Source organism: Arthrobacter sp. DualSoilB13, from assembly GCF_055389195.1.
This window is the reverse complement of the sequence record NZ_AP035865.1, coordinates 2,245,462-2,268,338: the sequence shown is the minus strand read 5'-3', so window position 1 is coordinate 2,268,338 and position 22,877 is coordinate 2,245,462. Positions and strand designations below refer to the sequence as shown.

Here is a 22,877-nt window from a genome sequence, read left to right as displayed (position 1 = left end):
CAGTCCTGGACGAGCGGAGGTGAGCTACTTAATCCAGCGCAGGTTGACCTTGTAACGGTGAGGCTGCCCGTGGTTTACCCTGATGCCCGCCGAGACGGAGAAACACGTCAGGGCAACCCAGATCGCGGTGGCGATGACGGCGAAGATGTTGCCGACCACAGGAAGAAGGACCAAAATGTTGGCCAGAACTGCTGCGATGGTGGGAGGCAGCGTGAAGTTCAGCGCTTCTTTGGATTCCTGTGCGGTGAACGGTCCACGATCCCGGAAAATCAGGTAAATCAGAAGGGACGGCAGGCATCCCAGGATGCCGCCAAAGTGGGCCAGAGTAGCCCATTGCCTGTCCTCGCTGGCTGTCAACGGGAGTGCGTTGGCAGGCGCGCCATGGTACTGGGGCCGGCCTGCGGCGCTGCCCGGTTCTTCAGGAGCGTTATCTGCCACGTTGTCTTCCCTTTGCTTTAAAGATGCTGCGGTGTTGCTGTCCCAGAATACCGGCACCGACGCACTTGCCGGGACCAACGCCCCGTTGACACGGTAGTTGCTGATACCTGAAGGACTCCACCTCAAGGAACCGTCAAAAAATCGATGACTTCTTCCACCCGTCCCAAGAGCGATGGCTCAAGGTCGGCATAGGTGCGGACTGCGCCCAGAAGGCGTTGCCAGCCCAAGCCTATGTCCTCAGGGGTCTCATGGGGCCAGTCGAACGCGCTGAGGATTCCGGTCTTCCAATCGATCCCGCGGGGTACGGCGGGCCAGGCCTCAATGCCCAGGACCTTGGGCCTGATCGCCTGCCAGACATCCACGTAGGGGTGTCCAACAATGAGGACGTTTCCCGCAGCCCCCGGGACCGTCATGGCCTCGGCGGCAATTCGGGACTCTTTGGACCCGGGCACAAGGTGGTCCACGAGGATTCCAAGCCGGCGGCCTGAGCCGGGATTGAAGTCGGCGATGGCGGACTTCAGGTCATCAACGCCGTGCAATGGCTCCACCACGATGCCTTCCACCCGGAGATCATCACCCCAGACCTTCTCCACCAGTTCGGCGTCGTGCTTTCCTTCCACCCAAATGCGGCTGGCCTTGGCTACCTGTGCCCGTTGCCCCTGGACCCTGACGGAACCCGAGGCCGTCCGGCCGGACGGAACCCCGGATGCAGCGGTGCGGGGGGCGGGAGGCATCAAGCGGATAGCCTGACCTTCGAGCAGGAAGCCAAAGCCCAGCTGGAACGATTTGGTCTTTCCACGCCGGTCTTCCAAGGAGACCACGTGCATTCCGCCCGACTTCTCAACGCGGGTTACTTCACCCACCCAGCCCGACTGCACGTCCTCGAGGACCATTCCCCGCTGCACGGCTACTTCCGGCAGCTTCTGTTTGGCCGGAGCGGACAGATCCTGCGGGCCCCAATTTTTCAAAGCCAAGGGATTCCTACCTTTGTGCTGGTTTACGGTGCGGGCCGAAGCCGCCCGCGGCAGGTTTCAATGCTAACAACGGGGTGGCTCATACTAGACTTGTTAGCACTTGGGCATGTTGAGTGCTAAGTGTGGAGGTCTGAGCGGGATCCCGCGTTGACCGGTCGGAAGAACCATGGCAGTCGTCAGGAGGTGGAGCATTGAGTGAGCCGCGCAAGCTCGAAGTGCTGCGTGCCATCGTTGAGGATTACGTGCATTCCAGGGAACCTGTCGGGTCCAAGGCCCTCGTGGAGCGGCATCATCTTGGCGTTTCCAGCGCTACCATCAGGAATGACATGGCGGTTTTGGAAGAGGAAGGCCTGATTGCGGCGCCTCACACCAGTGCCGGTCGAATCCCCACTGACAAGGGCTATCGCCTTTTCGTTGACCGCATTTCGCAGGTCAAACCGCTCTCAGCGGCCGAGCGCAGGGCCATCCATTCTTTGCTCGAGGGCCCCGATGATGTCGACGACATCTTGGAGCGCACCGTAAGGCTTCTGTCACAGCTGACCAACCAGGTGGCCGTTGTGCAGTACCCGCATTCGAACCGCGCGCTTGTTCGCCACGTGGAATTCGTCCTCTTGGCCCCTCAACAGGTCCTCGTGGTCCTAATTGCGGACACCGGCAGCGTGGGGCAGAAGGTCATCGACGCTGGGTCCGATGTGAGCAATGAGGCCCTGATGCTCCTGAGGTCCCGGTTCCTGGGCAACATTGCCGGCACACAGCTGGCGCTTTTGCCTCAAGTGCTTCCTTCTGTCGTTGCGCTGTGTCCGCCGGAACTGCGCAGTCTGGCGCAGACGTTGGCCCAGGGGCTTCAATCGTTGAGCGACACCAGCCGCGAAGAGCGCATCCTGATGGCTGGAACGGCAAACCTGGCCCGCTCCAACGTTGACTTCCCCCTGAGCATAGGCCCTGTGCTGGAGGCACTCGAGGAACAAGTTGTCATGCTCCGGTTGTTATCTGACATGGGGGATGATCCCCGCGGCGTTACCGTGAGCATTGGACGCGAGAATCCCTACGATGGCTTGGCGGAGGCCTCCGTCGTAGCTACGGGCTATGGCTCCGGTGCCAAGGTGGGGATTCTCGGTCCCACACGCATGGACTATCCCACCACCATGGCAGCAGTACGAGCCGTGGCCCGTTACCTTTCCCGCATTCTCGGCGGCTAAACACCGGTCCGAGGAAACATCCGTAGTACAACAAGGAAGAGATACCGACTTTGAGCAGCCACTATGACGTTTTGGGAGTCTCGCCGGAAGCCACCGGGGAAGAGATCAAAAAGGCGTACCGCAAGTTGGCGCGGAAACTGCACCCCGACGTAAACCCCGGTGAAGATGTCGCGGAACAGTTCAAGGCCGTGACCCACGCCTACGAGGTGTTGTCCGATCCCCAAAAGCGCCGGGTCTATGATGCCACGGGCAATGAAAACGGCACTGACAACGGTTTCGGTGGCGGCTACGCCGGCCAGGGTTTTGCCTTCCAGGACATCTTCGACACCTTCTTTGGTGGCGGCGGTCAGGGCGGACCGGCCTCCCGGGTCCGGCGGGGCCAGGACGCGCTCATCAGCGTCCGCATCGATTTGAAGGACGCCGTCTTCGGCGTCAACAAGAAGCTTGAAGTGGATACCGCCGTGATCTGCCCCACGTGCGATGGCAGTTGCTGCCGCCCGGGCACCCACCCGGAACGCTGCGACATCTGCGGTGGCAGCGGCCAGGTCCAACGGGCAGTCCGTTCCATCCTGGGCCAGGTCATGACTGCCGCCCCTTGCGGTTCGTGTGAAGGCTTCGGCACAGTCATTAAGGACCCCTGCAACGAGTGCAATGGACAGGGCCGCATCCGCAGTCGTCGTTCCCTCACCATCAAGGTTCCGGCCGGTGTCGCCACTGGTACACGCATCCAGCTGTCCGGGCAGGGTGAAGCGGGCCCCGCTGGAGGCCCCGCTGGCGATCTCTATGTGGAGATCCGGGTCAACAACGACTCCATGTTCATGCGTGAAGGCGACGACCTCCACGCAACACTAAGTGTGCCCATGACCGCTGCGGCACTTGGCACCGAACTGCAGCTGGACACCTTCGACGGCGCGCAGGACATCGACGTCAAGGCCGGTACCCAATCCGGCGAAGTCATTACCCTGCGCGGCTTGGGTGTTACGCACCTCCGGGGTTACGGACGCGGCGACCTCAAGGTGCACTTGCACGTGGAGACCCCGACCAAGCTCGACCCCGCCCAGGAGGAACTCCTGCAGCAGCTCGCCAAGCTGCGCGGCGAGCAGTTTACCGAGGGAAAGCTGGTGGCAAGCGGCGGAATGTTCGCGAAGCTTCGGGACAAGCTCGGTAACCTGTAGCGGTGAGCAATCCGGTTTTCTTTACACCGGCGGGAAGCCTTAACCAGCTGATCCCCGGGTCCACATTTGTGTTGGAAGGTGCTGAGGCGCGCCATGCCGTCACCGTCAAGCGACTGGCCGTGGGTGAGCCCGTGGACATAGCCGACGGTTCGGGCATGCGGTTGACTGGCGCCGTGGTTGACGCCGGTTCCAGCACCCTCACAGTGAAGGCATCCGAGGTAGTCCTCGAGGACCAGCCGGCGGTCCGGCTGGTGCTGGTTCAGGCACTTGCCAAGGGCGATCGGGACGAACTCGCCATCGAGACTGCCACGGAACTCGGAATAGACGCCGTCATTCCGTGGCAGTCCGAGCGGGCGATCGTGCGTTGGAAAGGCGAACGGGCCGCCAAGGCGCACGCGAAGTGGCAGTCCGTGGTCACGGCGGCAGCCAAGCAGGCGCGGCGTGCTTGGATTCCTGAGGTACGGTCCATGATGGACACTGCCGCTTTGGCGAAGGCCGTCGCGGCCGCTGATGTGGCCATCATCCTGCATGAAGACGCCAAGAACCCCCTGCGGACCGTCCTTGAAGAGTCGGTTGCGGTCCGGACTGGAGATGATGGGACCCCTCGCGAGGTTCTCTTGATTGTCGGACCGGAGGGTGGCATCTCACCAAGAGAGGTAACGCGGCTCAGTGACGCCGGTGCCGTCACGGCACTTCTGGGTCACCACGTGTTGAGGTCCTCGACGGCGGGACCCGCCGCCGTCGTTCTTGCAAGTGACGTCCTGGGCCGCTGGTAGCCGCCCCGCAGCTCGTCGAACCCGCAGCTAACCGACGTTGAACAGGCGGGTGTCGGTGCTCGTTTCGATGGTTGCGCCGGCCTCATCCACTTGTGAAACCCGCAGCTCATATTTGCCGGCCTTCAGTGTGGCACTGAAGGTGAAGGCTCCGTATTGACCAGGCGCACCGGTTGCTTGCGTTCTCCCGGTGAGCAGGCTGCTCTTTTCGCCCTTGCCATTCTCCTGCAGAATCTGCCAGCTGACCGGCTTTGAACTGTCGGTGCTGCGGCCATTGAACTTGACTACACCGGCAGGCAGAGTTGTTTCCTCTTGCGGATCGATGATCCACAGAGGTGCCACCAAGGATGCGTTCCGTTCCATGGGTTGGCCGAGCTTTACCTGCCCAAACGCCATGTAGTCCGTGTGTCCGTCAACCAGGATGACAACCTGGATCTGCTGGCCGGAGTTGATGAGCCCCGAGGACGAGGCTGCCGCCGTCGCCGTGTAGACCAATTGCTGGACAGCGCGCTGCGCCATTCCGGCGTCGAGGTTTGAGTTGAAGGCATCCCGCGAAATATCAACGGTGATGACGTTCTTGCCGGAGATGGAGGTGGCCAGGCTTTCGGGGGCCTGCCAGGGGGTGAAGAAGTCGTGGTCCAGGGGTTTTTCGGACATCATGATCCGGAGTGCGGTGGTCACGGGGTTTCCGTCGCTGGAGATATCCCTGAACTCACGGTAGAGATAAACCTGTTCCTTGCTGCGTCCAATCCAGTAAACCGGGATCTTCGTGGAAGCCTGCGTAGTTTCCAGCGGTGCCTGGCTGGCTGGCGCGTCGTTAACGCTGACGGATGGCGAACTCGTGCCGGTTTGGGAATCGCCGCCGTTGGCTATGCAACCAGTGAGCAACAGGACAGCAAGCATCGCCGGCACAGCGATAACGGATTTTGTCCGTCTGCGCGCGCCATCTCCAATGCTTCCTGGCTCCGAAATGGGTGTCCTGCCTAACCTTGTGTCTCATGGCGGCCCCAGCCGCCGATTCCCAGCCAACGGAGCCGGGCCGCAGGATGCTTGGATGCCACCCGCTATGCCAGCTTGGCACATCGTCGACGGCGGTCGGCCGGGATTGCGCGGATCAGCGCCAACTGAAACATGATTGATACCCGCTTGATGCCGAGTTGAGACAAAATGTACGCCATGACGGTAGGCGCCGGATGATGCCGGTGGTTTCGGTTCATCGCAGGCCGGGCTGGCGTAGGATTGAAGACATTCCGGCATCCGGACGTGCCCCATACAGCGGCCACGAATGCCGAATCGATGGCAGGTAACACGACCAACCGGAGGAGAAAAGGCCTAAGGCCAACACTATGAGTGAATCTTTGAACGGGCGGCTTAGGACCGGAAACGGCAACCAGCCGCCCACCGAGTTCCCGCACACACTACCGGGTACGCGCACGGAAGTTGTCACGTTCGACAACTCCGACCAGATGGTTCACTCGTTGGGCAGCCACGACGAAGCCTTGCGGTACATCGAGGAACAGTTCCAGGACGTCAGTTTCCATGTCCGTGGCAACGAGCTCTCCATGACAGGCCCTTCCACCGTCATTCCACGCGTTATGCGTCTGTTGGAGGAAGTCCGTGGGCTCGTGGCGAAGGGGACCGTGGTGACTCCGGACATCCTTCAGCAGCTCGTGTCCCTTCTGAGGGCCCAGTCCGTGCAGAATCCTGCCGATGTGCTGACCCATAACATCCTCTCAAGCCGCGGTAAGACTATCCGGCCCAAGACGCTGAATCAGAAGAATTACGTTGACGCCATTGATGAGAACACCGTCATCTTTGGAATCGGCCCGGCAGGTACCGGCAAGACCTATCTTGCAATGGCCAAAGCGGTGCAAGCCTTGCAAACGAAGGAAGTCAGCCGGATCATCCTGACCCGGCCAGCCGTGGAAGCGGGGGAACGGCTGGGCTTCCTCCCCGGCACGCTGAGCGACAAGATTGACCCCTATCTTCGCCCACTATATGACGCCTTGCACGACATGATGGATCCCGAGTCCATTCCCCGCCTGATGGCTGCAGGAACCATCGAGGTAGCCCCGTTGGCCTATATGCGCGGACGCACGCTGAACGACGCCTTCATCATCCTGGACGAAGCCCAAAACACCACACCGGAGCAGATGAAGATGTTCCTTACACGTCTGGGTTTCGGTTCAAAAATGGTGGTTACCGGTGATGTCACGCAGATCGACCTGCCGTCCGGATCGACGTCCGGCCTGCGAATCGTCAGGGAAATCCTGAAGGGAATCGACGACGTCAATTTCTCGATCCTGGAAGCCGCTGACGTCGTGCGGCACCGTTTGGTTGCCGACATCGTTTCCGCCTACAGCGCATGGGATGACGCACATAGCAGCGACGTCGCGAGCACACAATATAAACCCGGAGCGCACTACAAACGTGGAGAACGTCAATGAGCATTGAAGTAAACAACGAGTCCGGTGTAGCGGTGGACGAGGCCCAACTGGTGACGTTGTCCCGCTTCATCTTCGAGCGTTTGTACATCCATCCCCAGGCAGAACTGTCCATCCTCCTTGTCGATGAACCGGCCATGGAGAAACTGCACATCGAACTGATGGACGAGCCCGGGGCTACGGACGTTTTGTCCGTACCCATGGACGAATTGACGCCGGGCACCCCGGACAAGCCCACGCCACAAGGCATGCTGGGTGACATCGCCATCTGCCCGCAGGTGGCAGAGGTGCAGGCAGCAAACGCAGGCCACGCGACGCAGGATGAGATGCTGCTCCTGACCACCCACGGAATTCTGCATCTGCTTGGCTTTGACCACGCAGAGCCGGAGGAAAAAGAAGAGATGTTCGGTTTGCAGCGGGAACTGCTGTCTGAATTCCTGGGCAAGGATGCCCCCATGGAGACCATGCAGTGACCTCGATCATCCTGGTCGGCATGGCGCTGGTGTTCCTCAGCTTCGTTGCACTGCTGACTGCAGCCGAGGCTGCATTGAACTTCCTGCCCCGGCATGAGGCCGAACAATCCATAGTGCGGAGCAAGGGCAAGGCCCTGGGCGGTATCCTCAAGAACCCGATCGCACATATGCGCGCTCTGCGTTTTTGGCGGGTCTGGTTTGAAATGGCGGCAGCAGTCGCCGTCGCCGTGGTCCTCCACAGTTTGCTGGACAACGTCTGGCTCGCCGGACTTGCAGCTACGGGGATCATGGCGGTGATCGGGTTTGTACTGGTCGGCGTTTCGCCTCGGCAGTTGGGCCGGGCGCACTCCGGACCCGTCGTTCGTTTCACCGCCCCGCTCATCAGGTTCCTCTGCTGGATACTAGGGCCCATCCCCGGCTGGTTGGTGGCGCTGGGACAGGCAGTCGCCCCCGGCGCCCCAAGTGGCGACGACGCTTTCGTCAGCGAGGAAGAGTTTCGCGAATTCGTCGATCGTGCCGCCGAGTCGGACATGATCGAAGACAATGAGGCAGAACTCATTCATTCGGTCTTTGATTTTGGTGATACTTTGGTGCGTTCCGTCATGGTACCCCGCACCGATATTGTGAGCATCGGTACGGGCTCGAATCTCGAAACGGCAATGGGCCTTTTCCTGCGGTCTGGTTACTCAAGGATCCCCGTCATCGGGGAGAACACCGATCAGATCCGTGGGATTTTGTACCTCAAGGATGTGGCTGCGGCCATGCATCGGAGGGAACCAGGACTGCAAGTTCACGATGTTGATTCACTCGCCCGGGACGTGCGGTATGTCCCGGAATCGAAGCCCGTGAGCGACCTCCTCAGGGAACTCCAGAAAGAGTCCACACACGTAGCGATCGTCATCGACGAGTACGGCGGCACCGCCGGGTTGGTCACCCTCGAGGATCTTATCGAGGAAATTGTTGGCGAGATCGTGGATGAGTACGACGCCGCCGCCGAAGAGGCCGTTCACCTCGATGATGGTACATATCGAGTAAGCGCCCGCATGAGCATCGATGACTTGGGTGAACTTTTCGACATCGATCTGGACGACGACGAGGTGGATACAGTAGGCGGTCTGCTCGCAAAGGCCCTTGGGCAGGTTCCCATTGTGGGGAGCGCCGTTGAAGTGAACGGAATATCGCTCCGGGCAGATAGGCTGGAGGGTCGCCGAAACAGAGTCAGCCACATCATTGCGGCAGCCATGCCAAAGGAAGACACTGACTTTGAAGACCTACTCGATGACGCCGACTCAACGCAACAGGGAGTTCCACGTGAGCAAGCAAAATAACAAATTTGACGCCGATGCAGACTTCGGTGGCTTCCACGCTGGCTTCTCGGTGCTGGTGGGCCGGCCCAACGCGGGTAAGTCGACGCTGACCAACGCGTTGGTTGGCCAGAAAGTGGCCATCACCTCGGCCAAACCGCAAACTACACGGCACACCATTCGCGGTATCGTCCACCGCGATGATGCCCAATTGATCCTTGTGGACACTCCCGGACTTCACCGCCCACGTACCCTGCTGGGGAAGCGGCTCAACGAACTTGTTGCAGACACCCTGGCGGAAGTCGATGCAATCGGTTTCTGTCTGCCGGCCAACGAAAAAATCGGCCCCGGCGACAAATACATCGCCGCTCAGCTGGCCGCCGTCGGACGCAAGCCCATCGTGGCACTGGTGACCAAAACCGACCTGGTGGATCGTCAGGCGTTGACGGAGCAATTGCTCGCCGTCGCCGCGTTGGGCCGCGAGGTTCTTGGCGAGCAGGGCTGGGCCGACATCGTCCCTGTCTCTGCCGCCGACGGTTTTCAGGTCTCCACTGTTGCAGACGTCCTGATCAGCCACATGCCGTCCTCACCTCCGCTGTATCCTGACGGCGAGCTGACTGACGAGCCTGAGGCCGTCATGATCGCAGAGCTGATTCGCGAAGCGGCCCTTGAGGGCGTCCGCGATGAACTTCCCCACTCGCTCGCTGTGGTGGTGGAGGAAATCGTTCCCCGCGAAGGCCGGACCGAGGACAACCCGCTGTTGGATGTTCGCGTGAACCTTTACGTTGAGCGGCCTTCCCAGAAGGCCATCATCATCGGCAAGGGCGGAAGCCGTTTGCGAGAGGTGGGAACCAACGCCCGAAAGGGTATTGAGACTCTGCTCGGCACCCGCATCTACCTCGATCTTCACGTCAAGGTGGCTAAGGATTGGCAGCGCGATCCCAAGCAATTGGTCAAACTCGGCTTCTGATTCGCGTCGCTGGATCCGGCGTGGCTTGAGGCCCGATAAGGAACTTCCCAGAAACGGCAACTATGATTGCGGGGATCCAGCTGTTTGATGAAAGGTAAACCGAATAGTGCGACGTCGTGACGCCCGCCCGCAGGGCACCGGCACCGCTGGCCCCGCGGGGGCACGCCATGGTGAGGATGCCGACGGCACCCCTCGCCATATGAGGGTGCCCAAGGGGCTGCCACTTTGGTTGAAGATTGTCACCGGCGTAGTCTCCGTTGCCCTGGTTGCCGGCGTTGCCTTTGCTGCTTTTTGGTTTATCCGGCTGCAGAACAACATCACCAAGGCGCCCTTGAGCGCCGGGGAAACCCGTAATGCCGGTGACCCGCTGGTGGATGACAAAACGGATCGACTGCAGATCCTGATCCTTGGCTCCGATACCCGTGACGGAAAGAATGCCGAATACGGTAGCACCGAGGACTCCACCGGCTATGGCCATTCCGATGTCATGATGCTGTTGGACATCTCCGCGGATAACAAACGCGTCAATGTGCTGAGTTTCCCGCGAGACCTGTTGGTGGATGTGCCGCAGTGCACCGACCGCACCAACAACCAGACATTCCCTGCCCGCAGCGGCGTGATGATCAACGAGGCCATGGCTGAAGCTGGAATCGGTTGCGCCGTGGATACGGTCAACAAGCTCACCGGTTTGGAAATCGACCACTTCATGATGGCCGATTTCAACGCAGTCAAGGAGCTTTCGCATGCTGTGGGTGGCGTGAACGTTTGCGTCAGTGATCCGGTCTTTGACCCGGATTCCCGGCTCCGCCTCGCCAAGGGGGATTCCTTGGTGGAAGGCGAACAGGCTTTGGCATTCCTCCGGACCAGGCATGCTTTCGGCGATGGAGGTGACCTTGGCCGCATCAAGGGTCAGCAAGCGTTCCTTTCATCCCTCACCCGGAAGCTTAAGGATGAGGGGACTCTGGGTAACCCGCAGAGGCTGCTGCAGATCGCAGATGTGGTCACGCAGAACCTGACCGTGGACGAGGGCCTGGCGTCAGTTCCTTCACTGTTGACCATTGGCGGGCGACTCAAGGACATTGATGTTTCCAAGGTGGCGTTCGTAGCGGTGCCCACGCAGCAGGCAGCGGTGGACCTTAACAGGTTGGAGCTCGTCGAGCCCCAAGCGTCACAGCTGTTCGCCGCGCTTCGTGCCGATCTTGACCTCACGACGCCTGGTGCGACGTCCACTCCTGTACCGAGCGAAAGCCCGGCCCCACAGCCCACGGCTACTACGCCTGCCGCACCTGCGTATGACAAAGCGATTCAGCCGGTGGCCGTCGCCAACGGCAGCGGCGTTCCAACCAGGGCGCAGGAGCTCATGACCGTGCTCACTGGCAACGGCTTCGCCCAGACGGTGTCCTACTTGGCTAATCCGGTGGATCAGACGGTGCTTTATTACGGACCGGGCTTTGCGGACGTTGCTGCTGACGTAGCTACACTTTTCGGCATCCCTGCCGCTCAGGTTCAGGAGTCCCCGGGTGTGGCGGGAGTGCAGCTTTACGTGGGTACTGACTTCGGCACGGGGACCGCTTACGGTGCGGCTTCGGTGCCGTCCGATGTAGTCAACCAAACAGCTAACGATGCCGTGTGCCAACAGGTGAATCCCCTGTACATCGATCAGCAATAGGTTCCATGCATTAGGAGCAAACAACAACGGCCGGCCAGTTTTTGAACTGGCCGGCCGTTGTGTCATGCGGGTACTACCAGATGCTGACGCGTTCCCCGGGTTCCATCCACATGCCGTCGGTTTCAGTCACGGCGAATGCTGCATGGAATGCGTCGAGGTTACGGGCAATGGCGTTGGTGCGGAACTCGTTGGGGGAGTGGGGGTCGGTAGCCAGTCTCCGGATGGCTTCTTCAGTGCGGATCACTTGGCGCCAGCCGGCAGCCCACGACATAAAGAATCGTTGGAATCCCGTGAAGCCGTCAATGACCTCCGGCTCGGCTCCGTTCAGGCTCAGGAGGTAGGCCTTGTAGGCAATCGTCAGGCCTCCGAGGTCGCCGATGTTCTCGCCCAGGGTCAGCTTGCCGTTGACCTTATGCTCCGGCGCAGCATAGGGGGACAAAGCGTCGTATTGGGAAACCAACCTCGCCGTCAGGGCTTCGAAGGCTGTCCGGTCGTCCTCGGTCCACCAATTGCGGAGCGCGCCGCTGCCATCGAATTGGGATCCTTGGTCGTCGAAACCATGGCCGATTTCGTGACCGATCACCGCGCCGATGCCGCCATAGTTCACTGCGTCGTCTGCATCCGCAGTGAAGAACGGGGGCTGAAGGATAGCCGCAGGGAAGACGATCTCATTGAGCATTGGATGATAGTAGGCGTTGACCGTCTGGGGTGTCATGAGCCACTTTGTCAGATCGACCGGCTTGCCGATTTCATCCAAGTGCCGGTTCACGTCCGCATCATGGGCACGCTCGACGTTGCCAAGAAGATCCGTGGGGTCGATCTCGACGGCAGAGTAGTCGATCCATTTTTCCGGGAAGCCGATTTTTGGACGGAATGCGTCCAGCTTTTTCAGGGCTTCCTTCTTGGTTTCCGCACCCATCCACGCCAGGGAGGAGATGCTCTCCCGGTAGGCTTCGATCAGGTTTGAGACCAGCGTCTCCATTCTTGCCTTGTGTCCCGCAGGGAAGTGCCGATCAACATAGATCTGGCCCACGGCCTCGCCGAGGGCTGCTTCGACCACTGCCACCCCGCGCTTCCACCGCTCTTTGTTCTGTGGCGTACCGCTAAGCGTGGTGCCGTAGAAGTCGAAGTTCGTGGAGACGAACCCTGATGACAGGTACGGGGCGGCCGAGCTGAGAACCCGGAGTGTCAGCCATTCCTTCCATGCTTCCAGCGACTCGGATTCCAGCAAAGCCGCAGCGCCTGCAAAGAAGTCCGGAGTGCTCACCACTATTTCACTCCGCTTTGCTGCGTCTACCCGCGCTGCCTGGAACCACGTGTCGAGCAGGGGGAAGATTGCCACTGCTTCATCTGCGGTCTTGAGGTTGTAGGTCTTTTGGGGGTCGCGCAGGGTGACGTTGTCCCAGTGGTGGGACGCCAGGGCGGTTTCCAGTGCGACGATGCGCTGTGCGGAAGCTTGCGCGTCCGCGATACCCGCGAGATTGAAAAGCTTTGTAATGTATTCACCGTAGGCAGCCACGATGCCCGCGAACTTTTCTTCGCGGTAGTAGGACTCGTCCGGAAAGCCCAGGCCCCCTTGCCCGATATACAGGAGGATGCGTTCGGGGTTGCCGGCGTCCGGAGCAGCGTAGATGGAGAAGAGCCCGGAGACGTCTGAGCGGAACAGGCGTCCCATCAGGGCAGCCAGTTCCTCCACAGAGCCCACCGCCTGCACCTCATCAAGGCGGCTTCGCACGGGGTCCATACCTTTTGCTTCGACTGCTTCTTCGTCCATGAAGCTGGCGTAGAGACCGCCGACTTTCTGTTCGACGCCGGTGGCTGACTCTCCCTTGGCGGCCGCTTCTTCGATGATCGCCTTGACGGCCAATTCGGCGCCATCCCGCAAGGCGGTGAAGGTACCTTCCAGCGGCCTGTCGTCGGGGATCGTTGTGCTGTTGAGCCACGCGCCGTTGACGTGCTGATAAAGGTCGTCCTGGGGCCGGACGCTGTGATCGATATTCGAAAGAGAGATCCCCGATTGTGGCACTGTGGCTCCTTGTGTGGACACTGCAGCCGGCGTTGCCACCGTCGCGGCGTCTGCATAGTGGACGTTGCATGAGGTGTTGCACTGTCATCATACGCATCGTGTTACTGTGAATTTGTGCGTACGGCGATGCTTCTTCTTAGCTGCCGCGGCGAGGCCTGAAAGCTATCTGAAGCTGGGCCATCCTCGCCGCGGAGTTCCGTTGTGTCCGGCTAAGCTTTCACTTAGTTCTTAGAGAAAAGGCCACACGTCATGCGTAATGCACAAAAGCCCTCCGGTATGCCGATTCACCGCTACCTGCCGTTCCAGGACCAGATTTCCGTTGAGGTTCCGGACCGTACTTGGCCCGACAAAGTCATCACCAAGGCTCCGCGCTGGTGCGCAGTTGACCTGCGGGACGGCAACCAGGCGCTGATTGATCCCATGAGCCCGGCTCGCAAGCTGAAGATGTTCCAGCTGCTCGTCAAGATGGGCTACAAGGAGATCGAGGTTGGTTTCCCGTCAGCGTCGCAGACCGACTTCGACTTTGTTCGCCAACTCATTGAGGGTGGCCATATTCCGGATGATGTCAGCATCCAGGTTCTGACGCAGGCACGTGAGCATCTGATTGAGCGCACCTACGAGTCTTTGGTTGGCGCCAAGCAGGCAATTGTTCACCTGTATAACTCCACGTCCGTTCTGCAGCGTCGCGTGGTGTTCAACCAGGACGAGGACGGCATTTTGGACATTGCGCTTCAGGGTGCGCGCTTGTGCAAGAAGTACGAAGAGACCCTGACGGATACGCACATTACGTATGAGTACTCGCCTGAGTCCTTCACCGGAACCGAGCTCGAGTACGCCGCTCGCGTGTGCAACGCCATTGCCGACGTCTTCGAGGCATCGGCTGACAAGCAGGTCATCATCAACCTGCCGGCCACTGTCGAAATGGCAACGCCCAACGTCTACGCCGACTCCATCGAGTGGATGCACCGAAACTTGCACCCTCGCGAGGGAATCATCATTTCCCTCCACCCGCACAATGACCGCGGCACCGGCGTCGCTGCTGCTGAACTCGGTTATCTGGCCGGTGCCGATCGCATTGAAGGCTGCTTGTTTGGCAACGGCGAACGAACCGGCAACGTGGACTTGGTAACGCTGGGCTTGAACATGTTCGTCCAGGGTGTGGACCCCATGATCGATTTCTCCGATATTGATGAAATCCGCCGCACCGTGGAGTACTGCAACCAGTTGCCCGTTCCGGAGCGTTCACCCTACGGTGGCGACCTCGTCTTCACCGCCTTTTCCGGTTCACACCAGGACGCCATCAAGAAGGGCTTCGAGGCGCTGGAGAAAGACGCTGCTGCCGCCGGAAAATCGGTTGATGACTTCACCTGGCAGGTGCCGTACCTGCCCATCGATCCCAAGGATCTGGGCCGCAGCTACGAAGCTGTGATCCGCGTCAACTCGCAGTCCGGCAAGGGCGGCGTGGCTTATCTGCTGAAGAACGAGCACAACCTCGATCTGCCCAGGCGGGCCCAGATCGAGTTCTCCGGAGTTATCCAGCGTCGTACGGACGCCGTGGGTGGCGAGGTCAGCGGTGCCCAACTGTGGCAAATCTTCCAGGACGAATACCTGCCCTCTGAAGAAGAGCAAGCACAGTGGGGCCGCTATGGACTGGGCAGTGTAAGCACTGAGACTGACGAGTCGGGTGCTATGACCATGAACGCAAACCTGCGCATCGACGGCGTCGAAGTCCGCCGGACCGGCCACGGCAATGGTCCCATAGCGGCATTGTTGGACATCCTGCACCACGACGGCGTTGACGTGCGGGTGCTGGACTACAGCGAGCATGCCCTGTCCGAGGGCGGCAGCGCAAGTGCGGCGGCGTACGTCGAATGTGCTGTTGGAGAGCGCGTTTTGTGGGGCGTTGGAATTGACCCCAGCACCACCACGTCTTCCCTCAAGGCGCTGATTTCGGCCGTAAACCGGGCTGTCCGCGACGCTCAGGCTTAAGCACATGCCGTGTGGTGACGGGAAATACCGTCACCACACGGTCCGGCGAACACTGCCGGACCCCGGCAAAGTGCGAAGATTAGTTGTGGCCAATCCGTCGTTTGCAGCACGGTCCTATCGGGACGATGCCGTGGTGCTCCGCACCCACAAGTTGGGCGAGGCGGATCGCATCATTACGTTACTGACCAAGCACCACGGCCAGGTTCGTGCCGTGGCCAAGGGCGTCCGCAGGACCAGCAGCCGGTTCGGGGCGCGGCTTGAGCCTTTCATGGTGGCTGACCTGCAGCTTGTTCAAGGCCGGACCTTGGACATTGTGACGCAGGCCGTAGCGAAGGGTGCGTACGGAAGCAGCATCGCCGCCGATTACGGACGTTTCACAGTGGCTGCAGCCATGACAGAGACTGCTGAGAAGCTCACTGATGTCGACACCGAATCAGGGACTGCGCACTACAATCTGCTGGTGGGTGCTTTGGCTGCCTTGAGCCGATCGGACCATCCGCCGGAACTGATTCTCGATTCCTATCTTTTACGGGCGTTGGCCACAGGTGGCTGGGCACCGAGCTTCACCGATTGCGCACGTTGTGGCCGCCCCGGCCCTCATACAGCATTTGCAGCTCCCGTGGGAGGCATGGTCTGCAGCGACTGCAGGCCCCCGGGTTCGCCGGCCCCCGCGCCGGAGACTGTGGTGCTGCTTGGTGCCTTGCTGACTGGCACGTGGAGCGTCGCTGATGCGTCGGACCCGCGGCACAGACGGGAGGCGGCGGGCTTAGTGGCAAGCTACCTCCAATGGCACTTGGAACGGGCCTTGAAATCACTCAAACACGTGGAGCGAAGCTGACAGTGGCACTTGGTAAGAAGAATAAAGCAACCATGGCTAGGACGGCTCCGGTAGTCGCCCCTTACAGGCACCCTTCCGGGGCGGTACCGCCAAGCATTCCAAGTGAGCTCATCCCGCAGCATGTGGCGATAGTCATGGACGGCAACGGGCGGTGGGCCAATCTGCGGGGCCTGCCGCGGATAGAGGGGCACAAGGCGGGGGAGCCGGCCCTCCTGGACGTCATGGCAGGAGCCATCGAACTCGGAATCAAGTACGTCAGTGTCTATGCGTTCTCCACAGAGAACTGGCGCCGATCACCCGAGGAAGTCCGTTTCCTCATGGGATTTAACAAGGATGTACTACGCCGCCAGCGCAACCAGCTGGACGAGTGGGGTGTGCGGATCCGCTGGGCCGGTCGCCGACCCCGCTTGTGGGGTTCGGTGATCAAGGAGTTGGAAGAGGCCGAGGACTACACTCGCGCCAATGACACCTGCACCCTGACCATGTGTGTTAATTACGGCGGCCGCGCAGAAATTGCCGACGCCGTCTCAGCCATCGCGCACGACGTCGCCGCCGGCCGTCTGAAGCCGGGATCGGTGTCGGAGAAGACGATTCAGAAGTACTTGGATGAACCGGACCTTCCTGACGTGGATCTTTTTCTCCGCAGCTCCGGGGAGCAGAGGCTGTCCAACTTCCTCCTGTGGCAATCCGCTTATGCGGAGTTCGTCTTCATGGACACCTTGTGGCCGGACGTCGACCGGCGGACGTTGTGGGACGCCGTCGAAATTTATGCAAAACGCGACCGTCGCTATGGTGGGGCCGTGGACGCTGCGACGGCCGTGAAGTAGCACGCCAGCGAAGTAGCATGCACTTGCTAAATCAGTACGGATAAGCAGCCAGCCACACCGCCACGTCCCGGTAAGCCTGTTGGCGGACGGTCCGCCGTGAGAGAAAGACGTCGTGCAGGGCTCCGGGATAGCGGAACACAGCAGTCCGCCGGGCAAGGCCCAGGGCCCTCCGTGAGGTCTCCTCGACGTCGATGACCGCATCGGCGCGCATTAGGTCCGCAGTCCATTCGGCTTGGATCCGTGTCCGCCCGGACAGAAGAACCAACACGGGCGCGTCGATGTTGAGCTTGCGCTCTACGGCTGCGTGGCCTGCCAGCACCGCTTTTGTCCATCCAGCCCGGATGGGAAACGAAGCCCGCGGCCGCCACACCGGATCCAGGATCCACTCACCATGTCCCTCGTTGCTGACGCTTTCCCAGTACGCAGGCATTTCCGGAAATCTAAAAGGACGCTTGGGATCGGTCCGGGCGAATGGTTCAACCAGATGCATGGCGATGCTGCGGACCAAGCTACTTCCCTGGAGTTCGAGCCATGGCGAGTTCAGGACGAGTGTACCCACCCGGCCGGGATGGCGGTCCGCCCAGAGGGCAGCGATCAACCCGCCCAAGGAGTGGGCGAGCATGTGGATGGTAGGCGACGTGGAACTACCCGTCCTTCGCGCGACATCCCGTTCGATCTCGCGTAAGGCCGCTGCGAGGTCTTCGTCGTAGACGCCGAGGTCCGAGGTGTAGCCAGGTGTCTGCCCTGGCAGCAGGCTGCGGCCGAACTTCCGCAAGTCCAGGGCATAGAAATGAAAGCCGGATGCCGTCAGGTACTCGGCAAGTTCGGTTTGCAGGAAATAGTCAGCCCACCCGTGCAAATAGAGAACTACTCTGGGTGCTCCGCCGGGATCAGCTGGTGCGGGGCGTCGTTTGCGCTTCGTAAAGGAGGCCAGGAAGTCAAGCATCCCTGGCGGGGACGGTTGGGTTGCCGGCGGTGCGTACCTGACGAGCGTGGCCGTGACCGGCCCTTCTTCATCGGCTTTCATAGGCAAGCGCATGCACTCGTATCCGTGGCCAAGAATGTCCGGTTGCCACAGCGAAACCGACTCCTCCGTGGTGGTCATGTGTCTCCTCCCCGCCGATGCTCCGGCTCCTTGTTGTCCATGAATCCGTTGACCCACCGGGCAAGCCGTGCATAGGCGTCTTTCCGCACGGCCGGGGCAGAGAGAAAGACATCGTGGAGGGCTCCATCGATGCGTTCCAGGGTAACTGTCCGCCCCAAAGCCATGGCCCGCAAAGCGATGACACCCACGTCGAGCACGGCGTCGGAACGGCGCATCGATTCCTGCCACACCATACCGTTGGCGCTGGTGGTGGACGTCAGCACGAGGACCGGCATCTCCAGCATCAAGCCGCGGGCCACTTGTGCATGGCCGGCAAACACAGCACTCAGCCAGCCGGCTCGGACCGGAAACGCAAGCGGAGGCCGGTAGTTTTCATCCAGGGTCCATTCCCCTTCAGCGGTACTGCTGATGCTCCGGAAGTAGAAGCCGCGCTCAGGCAGCCTCAAGATGGTCTCGGGGCGGATCCTAGCAAGCGGAGACACCATGGCTTGCGCGGCGCGTCGCACCAGTGAACTGCCGTGCATCTCCACCCATGGGCTGTCGAGGACCAGGTACTGGACCCTATCGGGATGGCGGCTGGCCCACAGCGCTGCCACCAAACCCCCGGTTGAATGGCCCATCAGTGTCAGGCTTCCGGTTGGGGAAACACCGCGATCCGCATGAATGGTGGTGATGGCTTCTTCAATCTCGGCGTCGTAGTCGGTCAGGTTGGCAACATAGCCGCCCGGCATGTCGGCACGGAGGCTCCGGCCATGGTTGTGCATGTCCAGCGCGTAAAAATCGTAGCCTTGGTCGGCCCAGAAGCCCGCCAGCTCCGTATTGAAGAAGTAGTCACTCCAACCGTGCAGGAAAAGTATGGCGCCGTAGCGCTTTGCCGGTGGCTGGGGGTCGTCGCTGGCCTGAATTCCTGGCTGGGCCCTGTACCGGATCAGCGTGGCATGCCGGATGACGCCATCCGGGCCCGCGGCCTCAAGGCCGCAGGATTGGAAGTCGGTTCCCAATATGTCAGCGGTCCACTCCATGGCTCCAGCTTAGACACTGGCAGCGGCGTGCCAGCCGGCAGCCCTCCCGGTGAAGAGGCAACCTCCCAGGAATGTCCCTTCCAAGGCCCGGTAACCGTGGATACCACCGCCTCCAAAGCCGGCCGCTTCGCCGGCAGCATAGAGGCCGGGGATGGCCATACCGTCTCCGTCAAGCACCCGGGAGTGCAGATCAGTGGTGATTCCGCCCAGGCTTTTCCGCGTCACCACAGAAAGGCGGATGGCAATCAGGGGACCGTGTTGGGGATCTGTCAGTCGGTGCGGGGGAGCAACCCGCATGAGTTTGTCGGTAGCGAATCGGCGCGCCGCCCTGATGGCGGCCAGCTGGGGGTCTTTGCCCAAGCCGCTGCTCACCTGGTCATCCCGTGCACGGATCACTGCCCCAAGTTCAGCAGCGTCAATCAAGAAGGCTCCTGAGAGCTGGTTCATACGTTCGGCAAGACCCGCAGGAGATGATGCCTGAAGGAAGTCAGCGCCCCGGTCCAGGAAGCGTTGAATGGGCGCGTCCGTCGTGGGTCGCAGACGCGATGCGAGCAGACGTACGTCCTTATTCGTGAGGTCAGGATTCTGCTCGGACCCGGACAGTGCCAGTTCTTTGAGGGCGATGGTGCGGTTAAGGACAAACCAAGAGTATCCATGTCCCGTACCCACGATGTGTCGAAGTGCTCCCTGTGAGTCAAAGCCCGGGAACAATGGCGCGGGCAGCTGATGGCCTTCTGCATCCAGCCATAGGGAGGAAGGCCCGGGCAGAATCCGGATTCCATGATTGGGCCACACGGGGTGGTAGTTGTGAATTCCTTCAGGGTAATGCCACATTCTGTCGCCGTTGATCAAGGAACCGCCGGCGGATTCAACCGCGGACAGGAAGTCGCCGTCAACGGACGCCGGTACTCCGCTGAGCATGTCATCCGGTGCAGTGTTGCCCGGCCATCGTCGGCGGACAGCTGCGTGGTTACCTCCGATGCCGCCGGTCGTCACCACCACGGCGCCTGCCTTTGCCTCAAAGCTGCCTGCGACCCTGCGTCCGGACTGCTGGCCTCGCGCCGCCGTCGACCCCTCCAGTACGTCTCCGGAAACGCCGGTGACGCTGCCCGCTGCCCTGGTCAGCGACGCTGCGCGGTGCCTGAAGTGGAGACTTATTCTGCGGTTATCAACGCCCTCGCGCACCTTGGCGAGGAACGGCTCTACCAGCGCGGGTCCGGTTCCCCACGTGACATGGAATCGGGGGACTGTGTTGCCGTGGCCCCGCGGCCCGTAGCCGCCACGCTCCGCCCATTGCACCAGCGGAAAAATGCCAACACCGAGGCTCCGCAGCCATTGACGTTTCTCGCCTGACGCGAAGTCGACATATGCTTCGGCCCATTTCCTTGCGTTGCCGTCTTGGATCCGATCAAATGCTGCCGACGCAAGCCAATCTGATAGGGCGAGTTCAGCGTTGTCCTTCACTCCCAACCGCCGCTGCTCCGGCGTGTTGACCATGAAGAGTCCGCCAAATGACCAGTGCGCCTGGCCGCCGACGGATGCCTCCGGTTCCTGGTCCAGGACTGCCACGGTCTTGCCGGCTGCATACGCCGTGGCAGCGGCAACCAGCCCGGCTAAGCCCGCGCCTATCACCACAATGTCTGCACTGACCTTTTGGGTTCCATGATCTGCATCACGATTATCCAGCGGCATGCCTACATGCTAGCGCCAGGGCAGGTCACGGGTTTGGTGAGTGGTGGGTAAGCGGGAAAACTAGGATCATGCGTGTTTACCCCACATTCTTTAAGTTGGCCTTCTCCTGGATGGATGCCGAGAAGGCCCACAAGATCGGCTTCCAAGGAATCCGTGCGGCCCACCGTTCCGGTGTTGGGAGGATCCTTGCCAAAATGACAACTCCTGATCCTTCCCTCCGCACGGAGGCGCTGGGGCTTACCTTTCCCTCCCCGTTCGGCCTGGCGGCAGGATTCGACAAGCAGGGCCACGGCATCGAAGCCTTGTCCGAGCTTGGATTCGGACATGTAGAAGTGGGGACCATTACGGGCCAGGCACAGCCCGGTAATGAAAAGCCGCGCCTCTTCCGCTTGATAGAGGACCAAGCGGTCATCAACCGGATGGGGTTCAATAACGACGGCGCCGCCGCAGTCGCGCCCAGACTCAAGGCAGCACGGGCTGCTTTGCAGCGGCTGCACCCGGACGTCCGGCCGATTATCGGGGTCAATATCGGCAAGACCAAGCTGGTTGAGCTCGAGGACGCTACCGAGGACTACCTGGTCAGTGCCCGGAGCCTGGCGCCCGCGGCAGATTACCTGGTGGTGAATGTAAGCTCTCCCAACACTCCGGGGCTGCGTCTGCTGCAGAACGTGGAAAGCCTGCGGCCCCTTCTCCGCGCTGTTGGCGACGCCGCCGACGAAGCGGCCGGGCGGCACGTTCCCCTGTTGGTCAAGATTGCGCCGGACCTCTCCAATGAAGATATCGACGACGTCGCGCGGCTTGCCCTGGACCTGAAACTTGACGGAATCATAGCCACCAACACCACCATTTCCCGCGACGGGCTCGTCTCCGACGCTGCGAAGGTGGAGTCTCTTGGCGCGGGCGGCTTGTCGGGTGCGCCCCTCAAGCAGCGATCCCTCGAGGTGCTGCGCAGGCTCAAGAACTCGGTAGGGGATCAGCTTGTCCTCATTGCAGTTGGTGGCGTTGCCACCCCGCAGGATGTTCAGGACCGGCTCGATGCCGGGGCCACGTTGGTGCAGGGCTACACTGCTTTCCTTTACGAAGGTCCTTTCTGGGCTTCGAGAATCAACAAAGGTCTTGTGAAACTTCGCCGACGGGCGGCCGCATAATCGTGGCCACCTAACCTGGAAGCATACAAAGAGACCCCGGACCAATGGTCCGGGGTCTCTTTATTTGCTTGAGGGTTGTGGCGCCTAGGCGGGGTACTGTCCGCGCTTCACCTGAGGTTTCGGAAGACGTAGCTTGCGGAACTGAAGGGCGCGCATGCAGCCGTACCAGATGCAACCACGTTCCACTTCACCGAACTTCTCCGTAAGGCGCTTGCGAAGTTTGCGGGAGAGGATGAAGACGTCCACAAAGACTGCAAGGAACATGATCCAGAAGCCAATAAGGACGTAGCTGATGCCGGCGCTGGTGGGCGGGATGATCAGGGAGATCACTACGAACAGCAAAGCGCCGAACATGAGGTACTCACCCAGGCTGAAGCGTGCGTCAACGTAGTCACGTGTGTACCGCTTCTGGGGGCCCTTGTCCCGATACGGGAGAAATTTCTCGTCTCCCGTATCAAGGGCCTGCCGCATTTTCTGCCGCTGGTCCTGGATGGCCACCCTTTCCGCTGCCTTGGAGGCCTTACGATCGGTGGGAACCAAAGGGCGCTTGCGGGCCGCTTCCTGGTCCTTCCGCTTGGGCGTAGGGGCGCCCTTTCCAGCACCGGGCTCCGGTGCGGTGGCGTAGGCCTGATCTACTACTGATTGAGCGCTGGGCTCTTCCTTTTTGCGTCCGAACACCCATACAGAATACCCCTCGGGAAGGTGGTGCAGGTTACGTGTCCCATAGCCCGGACCCTCTGGCTTATGTGCAGCCTTGTGGTTCGGGCCGTGCTTGCCTCGGGGGAGAATCCCCGACGGTAAAGTGTGGCCC

The 22,877-nt window shown here is 60.8% G+C and carries 20 protein-coding genes; 12 read left to right on the top strand and 8 right to left on the bottom strand.

The window, feature by feature from the left end:
* Positions 1-24 precede the first annotated feature (24 nt).
* Positions 25-438, bottom strand: a complete 414-nt coding sequence (locus ACZ5J0_RS10360; RefSeq protein ID WP_026005318.1) for a DUF4870 domain-containing protein — start codon at positions 436-438, stop codon at positions 25-27.
* Between the two features lie 122 nt (positions 439-560).
* Positions 561-1,412 (bottom strand): DUF3097 domain-containing protein, encoded by an 852-nt coding sequence (locus tag ACZ5J0_RS10355; RefSeq protein WP_464093073.1) that lies wholly within the window; start codon positions 1,410-1,412, stop codon positions 561-563.
* Between the two features lie 191 nt (positions 1,413-1,603).
* Between ACZ5J0_RS10355 and hrcA the strand changes: the two genes are divergently transcribed.
* Genes hrcA through ACZ5J0_RS10340 form a run of 3 tightly spaced genes read left to right on the top strand, consistent with a single transcriptional unit; the run spans position 1,604 to position 4,562 of the window.
* Positions 1,604-2,611 carry a heat-inducible transcriptional repressor HrcA gene (gene hrcA, locus ACZ5J0_RS10350; protein WP_062069563.1) on the top strand — a complete coding sequence of 336 codons (1,008 nt, stop codon included), beginning with the start codon at positions 1,604-1,606 and terminating at the stop codon, positions 2,609-2,611.
* Positions 2,612-2,661: 50 nt separating this feature from the next.
* Complete coding sequence (dnaJ, locus tag ACZ5J0_RS10345; RefSeq protein ID WP_142939107.1) at positions 2,662-3,786, top strand: molecular chaperone DnaJ; 1,125 nt, start codon at positions 2,662-2,664, stop codon at positions 3,784-3,786.
* Between the two features lie 2 nt (positions 3,787-3,788).
* Complete coding sequence (locus ACZ5J0_RS10340; protein WP_142939108.1) at positions 3,789-4,562, top strand: 16S rRNA (uracil(1498)-N(3))-methyltransferase; 774 nt, start codon at positions 3,789-3,791, stop codon at positions 4,560-4,562.
* Positions 4,563-4,589: 27 nt separating this feature from the next.
* Here the strand turns inward: ACZ5J0_RS10340 and ACZ5J0_RS10335 are convergent, their stop codons facing one another.
* The gene (locus ACZ5J0_RS10335) at positions 4,590-5,462 is read right to left on the bottom strand and encodes a GerMN domain-containing protein (RefSeq protein ID WP_142939142.1); all 873 of its coding nucleotides are present in this window, start codon (positions 5,460-5,462) and stop codon (positions 4,590-4,592) included.
* 443 nt (positions 5,463-5,905) lie between these two features.
* On the opposite strand from ACZ5J0_RS10335, the gene ACZ5J0_RS10330 reads away from it, so the two are divergent.
* The 5 genes from ACZ5J0_RS10330 to ACZ5J0_RS10310 all read left to right on the top strand — a co-directional run bounded on the left by ACZ5J0_RS10330 (position 5,906) and on the right by ACZ5J0_RS10310 (position 11,419).
* Complete coding sequence (locus ACZ5J0_RS10330) at positions 5,906-7,006, top strand: PhoH family protein (protein ID WP_142939109.1); 1,101 nt, start codon at positions 5,906-5,908, stop codon at positions 7,004-7,006.
* Complete coding sequence (gene ybeY / locus ACZ5J0_RS10325) at positions 7,003-7,476, top strand: rRNA maturation RNase YbeY (protein WP_142939110.1); 474 nt, start codon at positions 7,003-7,005, stop codon at positions 7,474-7,476. The genes ACZ5J0_RS10330 and ybeY overlap by 4 nt, the downstream gene beginning before the upstream one ends.
* Positions 7,473-8,804, top strand: a complete 1,332-nt coding sequence (locus tag ACZ5J0_RS10320) for a hemolysin family protein (RefSeq protein WP_142939111.1) — start codon at positions 7,473-7,475, stop codon at positions 8,802-8,804. Before ybeY ends, ACZ5J0_RS10320 begins: the two co-directional genes overlap by 4 nt.
* Positions 8,788-9,750 carry a GTPase Era gene (gene era / locus ACZ5J0_RS10315; protein WP_374206996.1) on the top strand — a complete coding sequence of 321 codons (963 nt, stop codon included), beginning with the start codon at positions 8,788-8,790 and terminating at the stop codon, positions 9,748-9,750. The genes ACZ5J0_RS10320 and era overlap by 17 nt, the downstream gene beginning before the upstream one ends.
* 106 nt (positions 9,751-9,856) lie before the next feature.
* Positions 9,857-11,419 carry an LCP family protein gene (locus ACZ5J0_RS10310; protein ID WP_223940370.1) on the top strand — a complete coding sequence of 521 codons (1,563 nt, stop codon included), beginning with the start codon at positions 9,857-9,859 and terminating at the stop codon, positions 11,417-11,419.
* Positions 11,420-11,492: 73 nt separating this feature from the next.
* Here the strand turns inward: ACZ5J0_RS10310 and ACZ5J0_RS10305 are convergent, their stop codons facing one another.
* Positions 11,493-13,445, bottom strand: coding sequence for a M13 family metallopeptidase (locus ACZ5J0_RS10305; RefSeq protein ID WP_464093072.1), 1,953 nt, complete (start codon positions 13,443-13,445; stop codon positions 11,493-11,495).
* A 249-nt stretch (positions 13,446-13,694) separates the two neighbouring features.
* Here ACZ5J0_RS10305 and leuA point away from each other — a divergent pair, with 249 nt between their 5' ends.
* The 3 genes from leuA to ACZ5J0_RS10290 all read left to right on the top strand — a co-directional run bounded on the left by leuA (position 13,695) and on the right by ACZ5J0_RS10290 (position 17,099).
* Positions 13,695-15,434, top strand: coding sequence for a 2-isopropylmalate synthase (gene leuA / locus ACZ5J0_RS10300; protein WP_091467727.1), 1,740 nt, complete (start codon positions 13,695-13,697; stop codon positions 15,432-15,434).
* Between the two features lie 85 nt (positions 15,435-15,519).
* Positions 15,520-16,272 carry a DNA repair protein RecO gene (recO, locus tag ACZ5J0_RS10295; RefSeq protein ID WP_142939115.1) on the top strand — a complete coding sequence of 251 codons (753 nt, stop codon included), beginning with the start codon at positions 15,520-15,522 and terminating at the stop codon, positions 16,270-16,272.
* A 2-nt stretch (positions 16,273-16,274) separates the two neighbouring features.
* Positions 16,275-17,099 carry an isoprenyl transferase gene (locus tag ACZ5J0_RS10290; protein ID WP_464094718.1) on the top strand — a complete coding sequence of 275 codons (825 nt, stop codon included), beginning with the start codon at positions 16,275-16,277 and terminating at the stop codon, positions 17,097-17,099.
* 31 nt (positions 17,100-17,130) lie between these two features.
* On the opposite strand, the gene ACZ5J0_RS10285 is transcribed toward ACZ5J0_RS10290, so the two are convergent.
* The 3 genes from ACZ5J0_RS10285 to ACZ5J0_RS10275 are packed head-to-tail and all read right to left on the bottom strand — an operon-like array spanning position 17,131 to position 20,918.
* On the bottom strand, positions 17,131-18,204 hold the full coding sequence (locus tag ACZ5J0_RS10285; protein WP_464093071.1) for an alpha/beta hydrolase: 1,074 nt from the start codon (positions 18,202-18,204) through the stop codon (positions 17,131-17,133).
* On the bottom strand, positions 18,201-19,226 hold the full coding sequence (locus ACZ5J0_RS10280) for an alpha/beta hydrolase (RefSeq protein WP_464093070.1): 1,026 nt from the start codon (positions 19,224-19,226) through the stop codon (positions 18,201-18,203). The genes ACZ5J0_RS10285 and ACZ5J0_RS10280 overlap by 4 nt, the downstream gene beginning before the upstream one ends.
* 9 nt (positions 19,227-19,235) lie before the next feature.
* Entirely contained in the window at positions 19,236-20,918 is a 1,683-nt protein-coding gene (locus ACZ5J0_RS10275) for an FAD-binding dehydrogenase (RefSeq protein WP_464093069.1), read from the bottom strand.
* A 68-nt stretch (positions 20,919-20,986) separates the two neighbouring features.
* Here ACZ5J0_RS10275 and ACZ5J0_RS10270 point away from each other — a divergent pair, with 68 nt between their 5' ends.
* Positions 20,987-22,066, top strand: a complete 1,080-nt coding sequence (locus ACZ5J0_RS10270; protein WP_464093068.1) for a quinone-dependent dihydroorotate dehydrogenase — start codon at positions 20,987-20,989, stop codon at positions 22,064-22,066.
* Between the two features lie 84 nt (positions 22,067-22,150).
* On the opposite strand, the gene ACZ5J0_RS10265 is transcribed toward ACZ5J0_RS10270, so the two are convergent.
* Positions 22,151-22,744, bottom strand: a complete 594-nt coding sequence (locus tag ACZ5J0_RS10265) for a DUF3043 domain-containing protein (protein ID WP_142939120.1) — start codon at positions 22,742-22,744, stop codon at positions 22,151-22,153.
* Between the last annotated feature and the right edge of the window lie 133 nt (positions 22,745-22,877).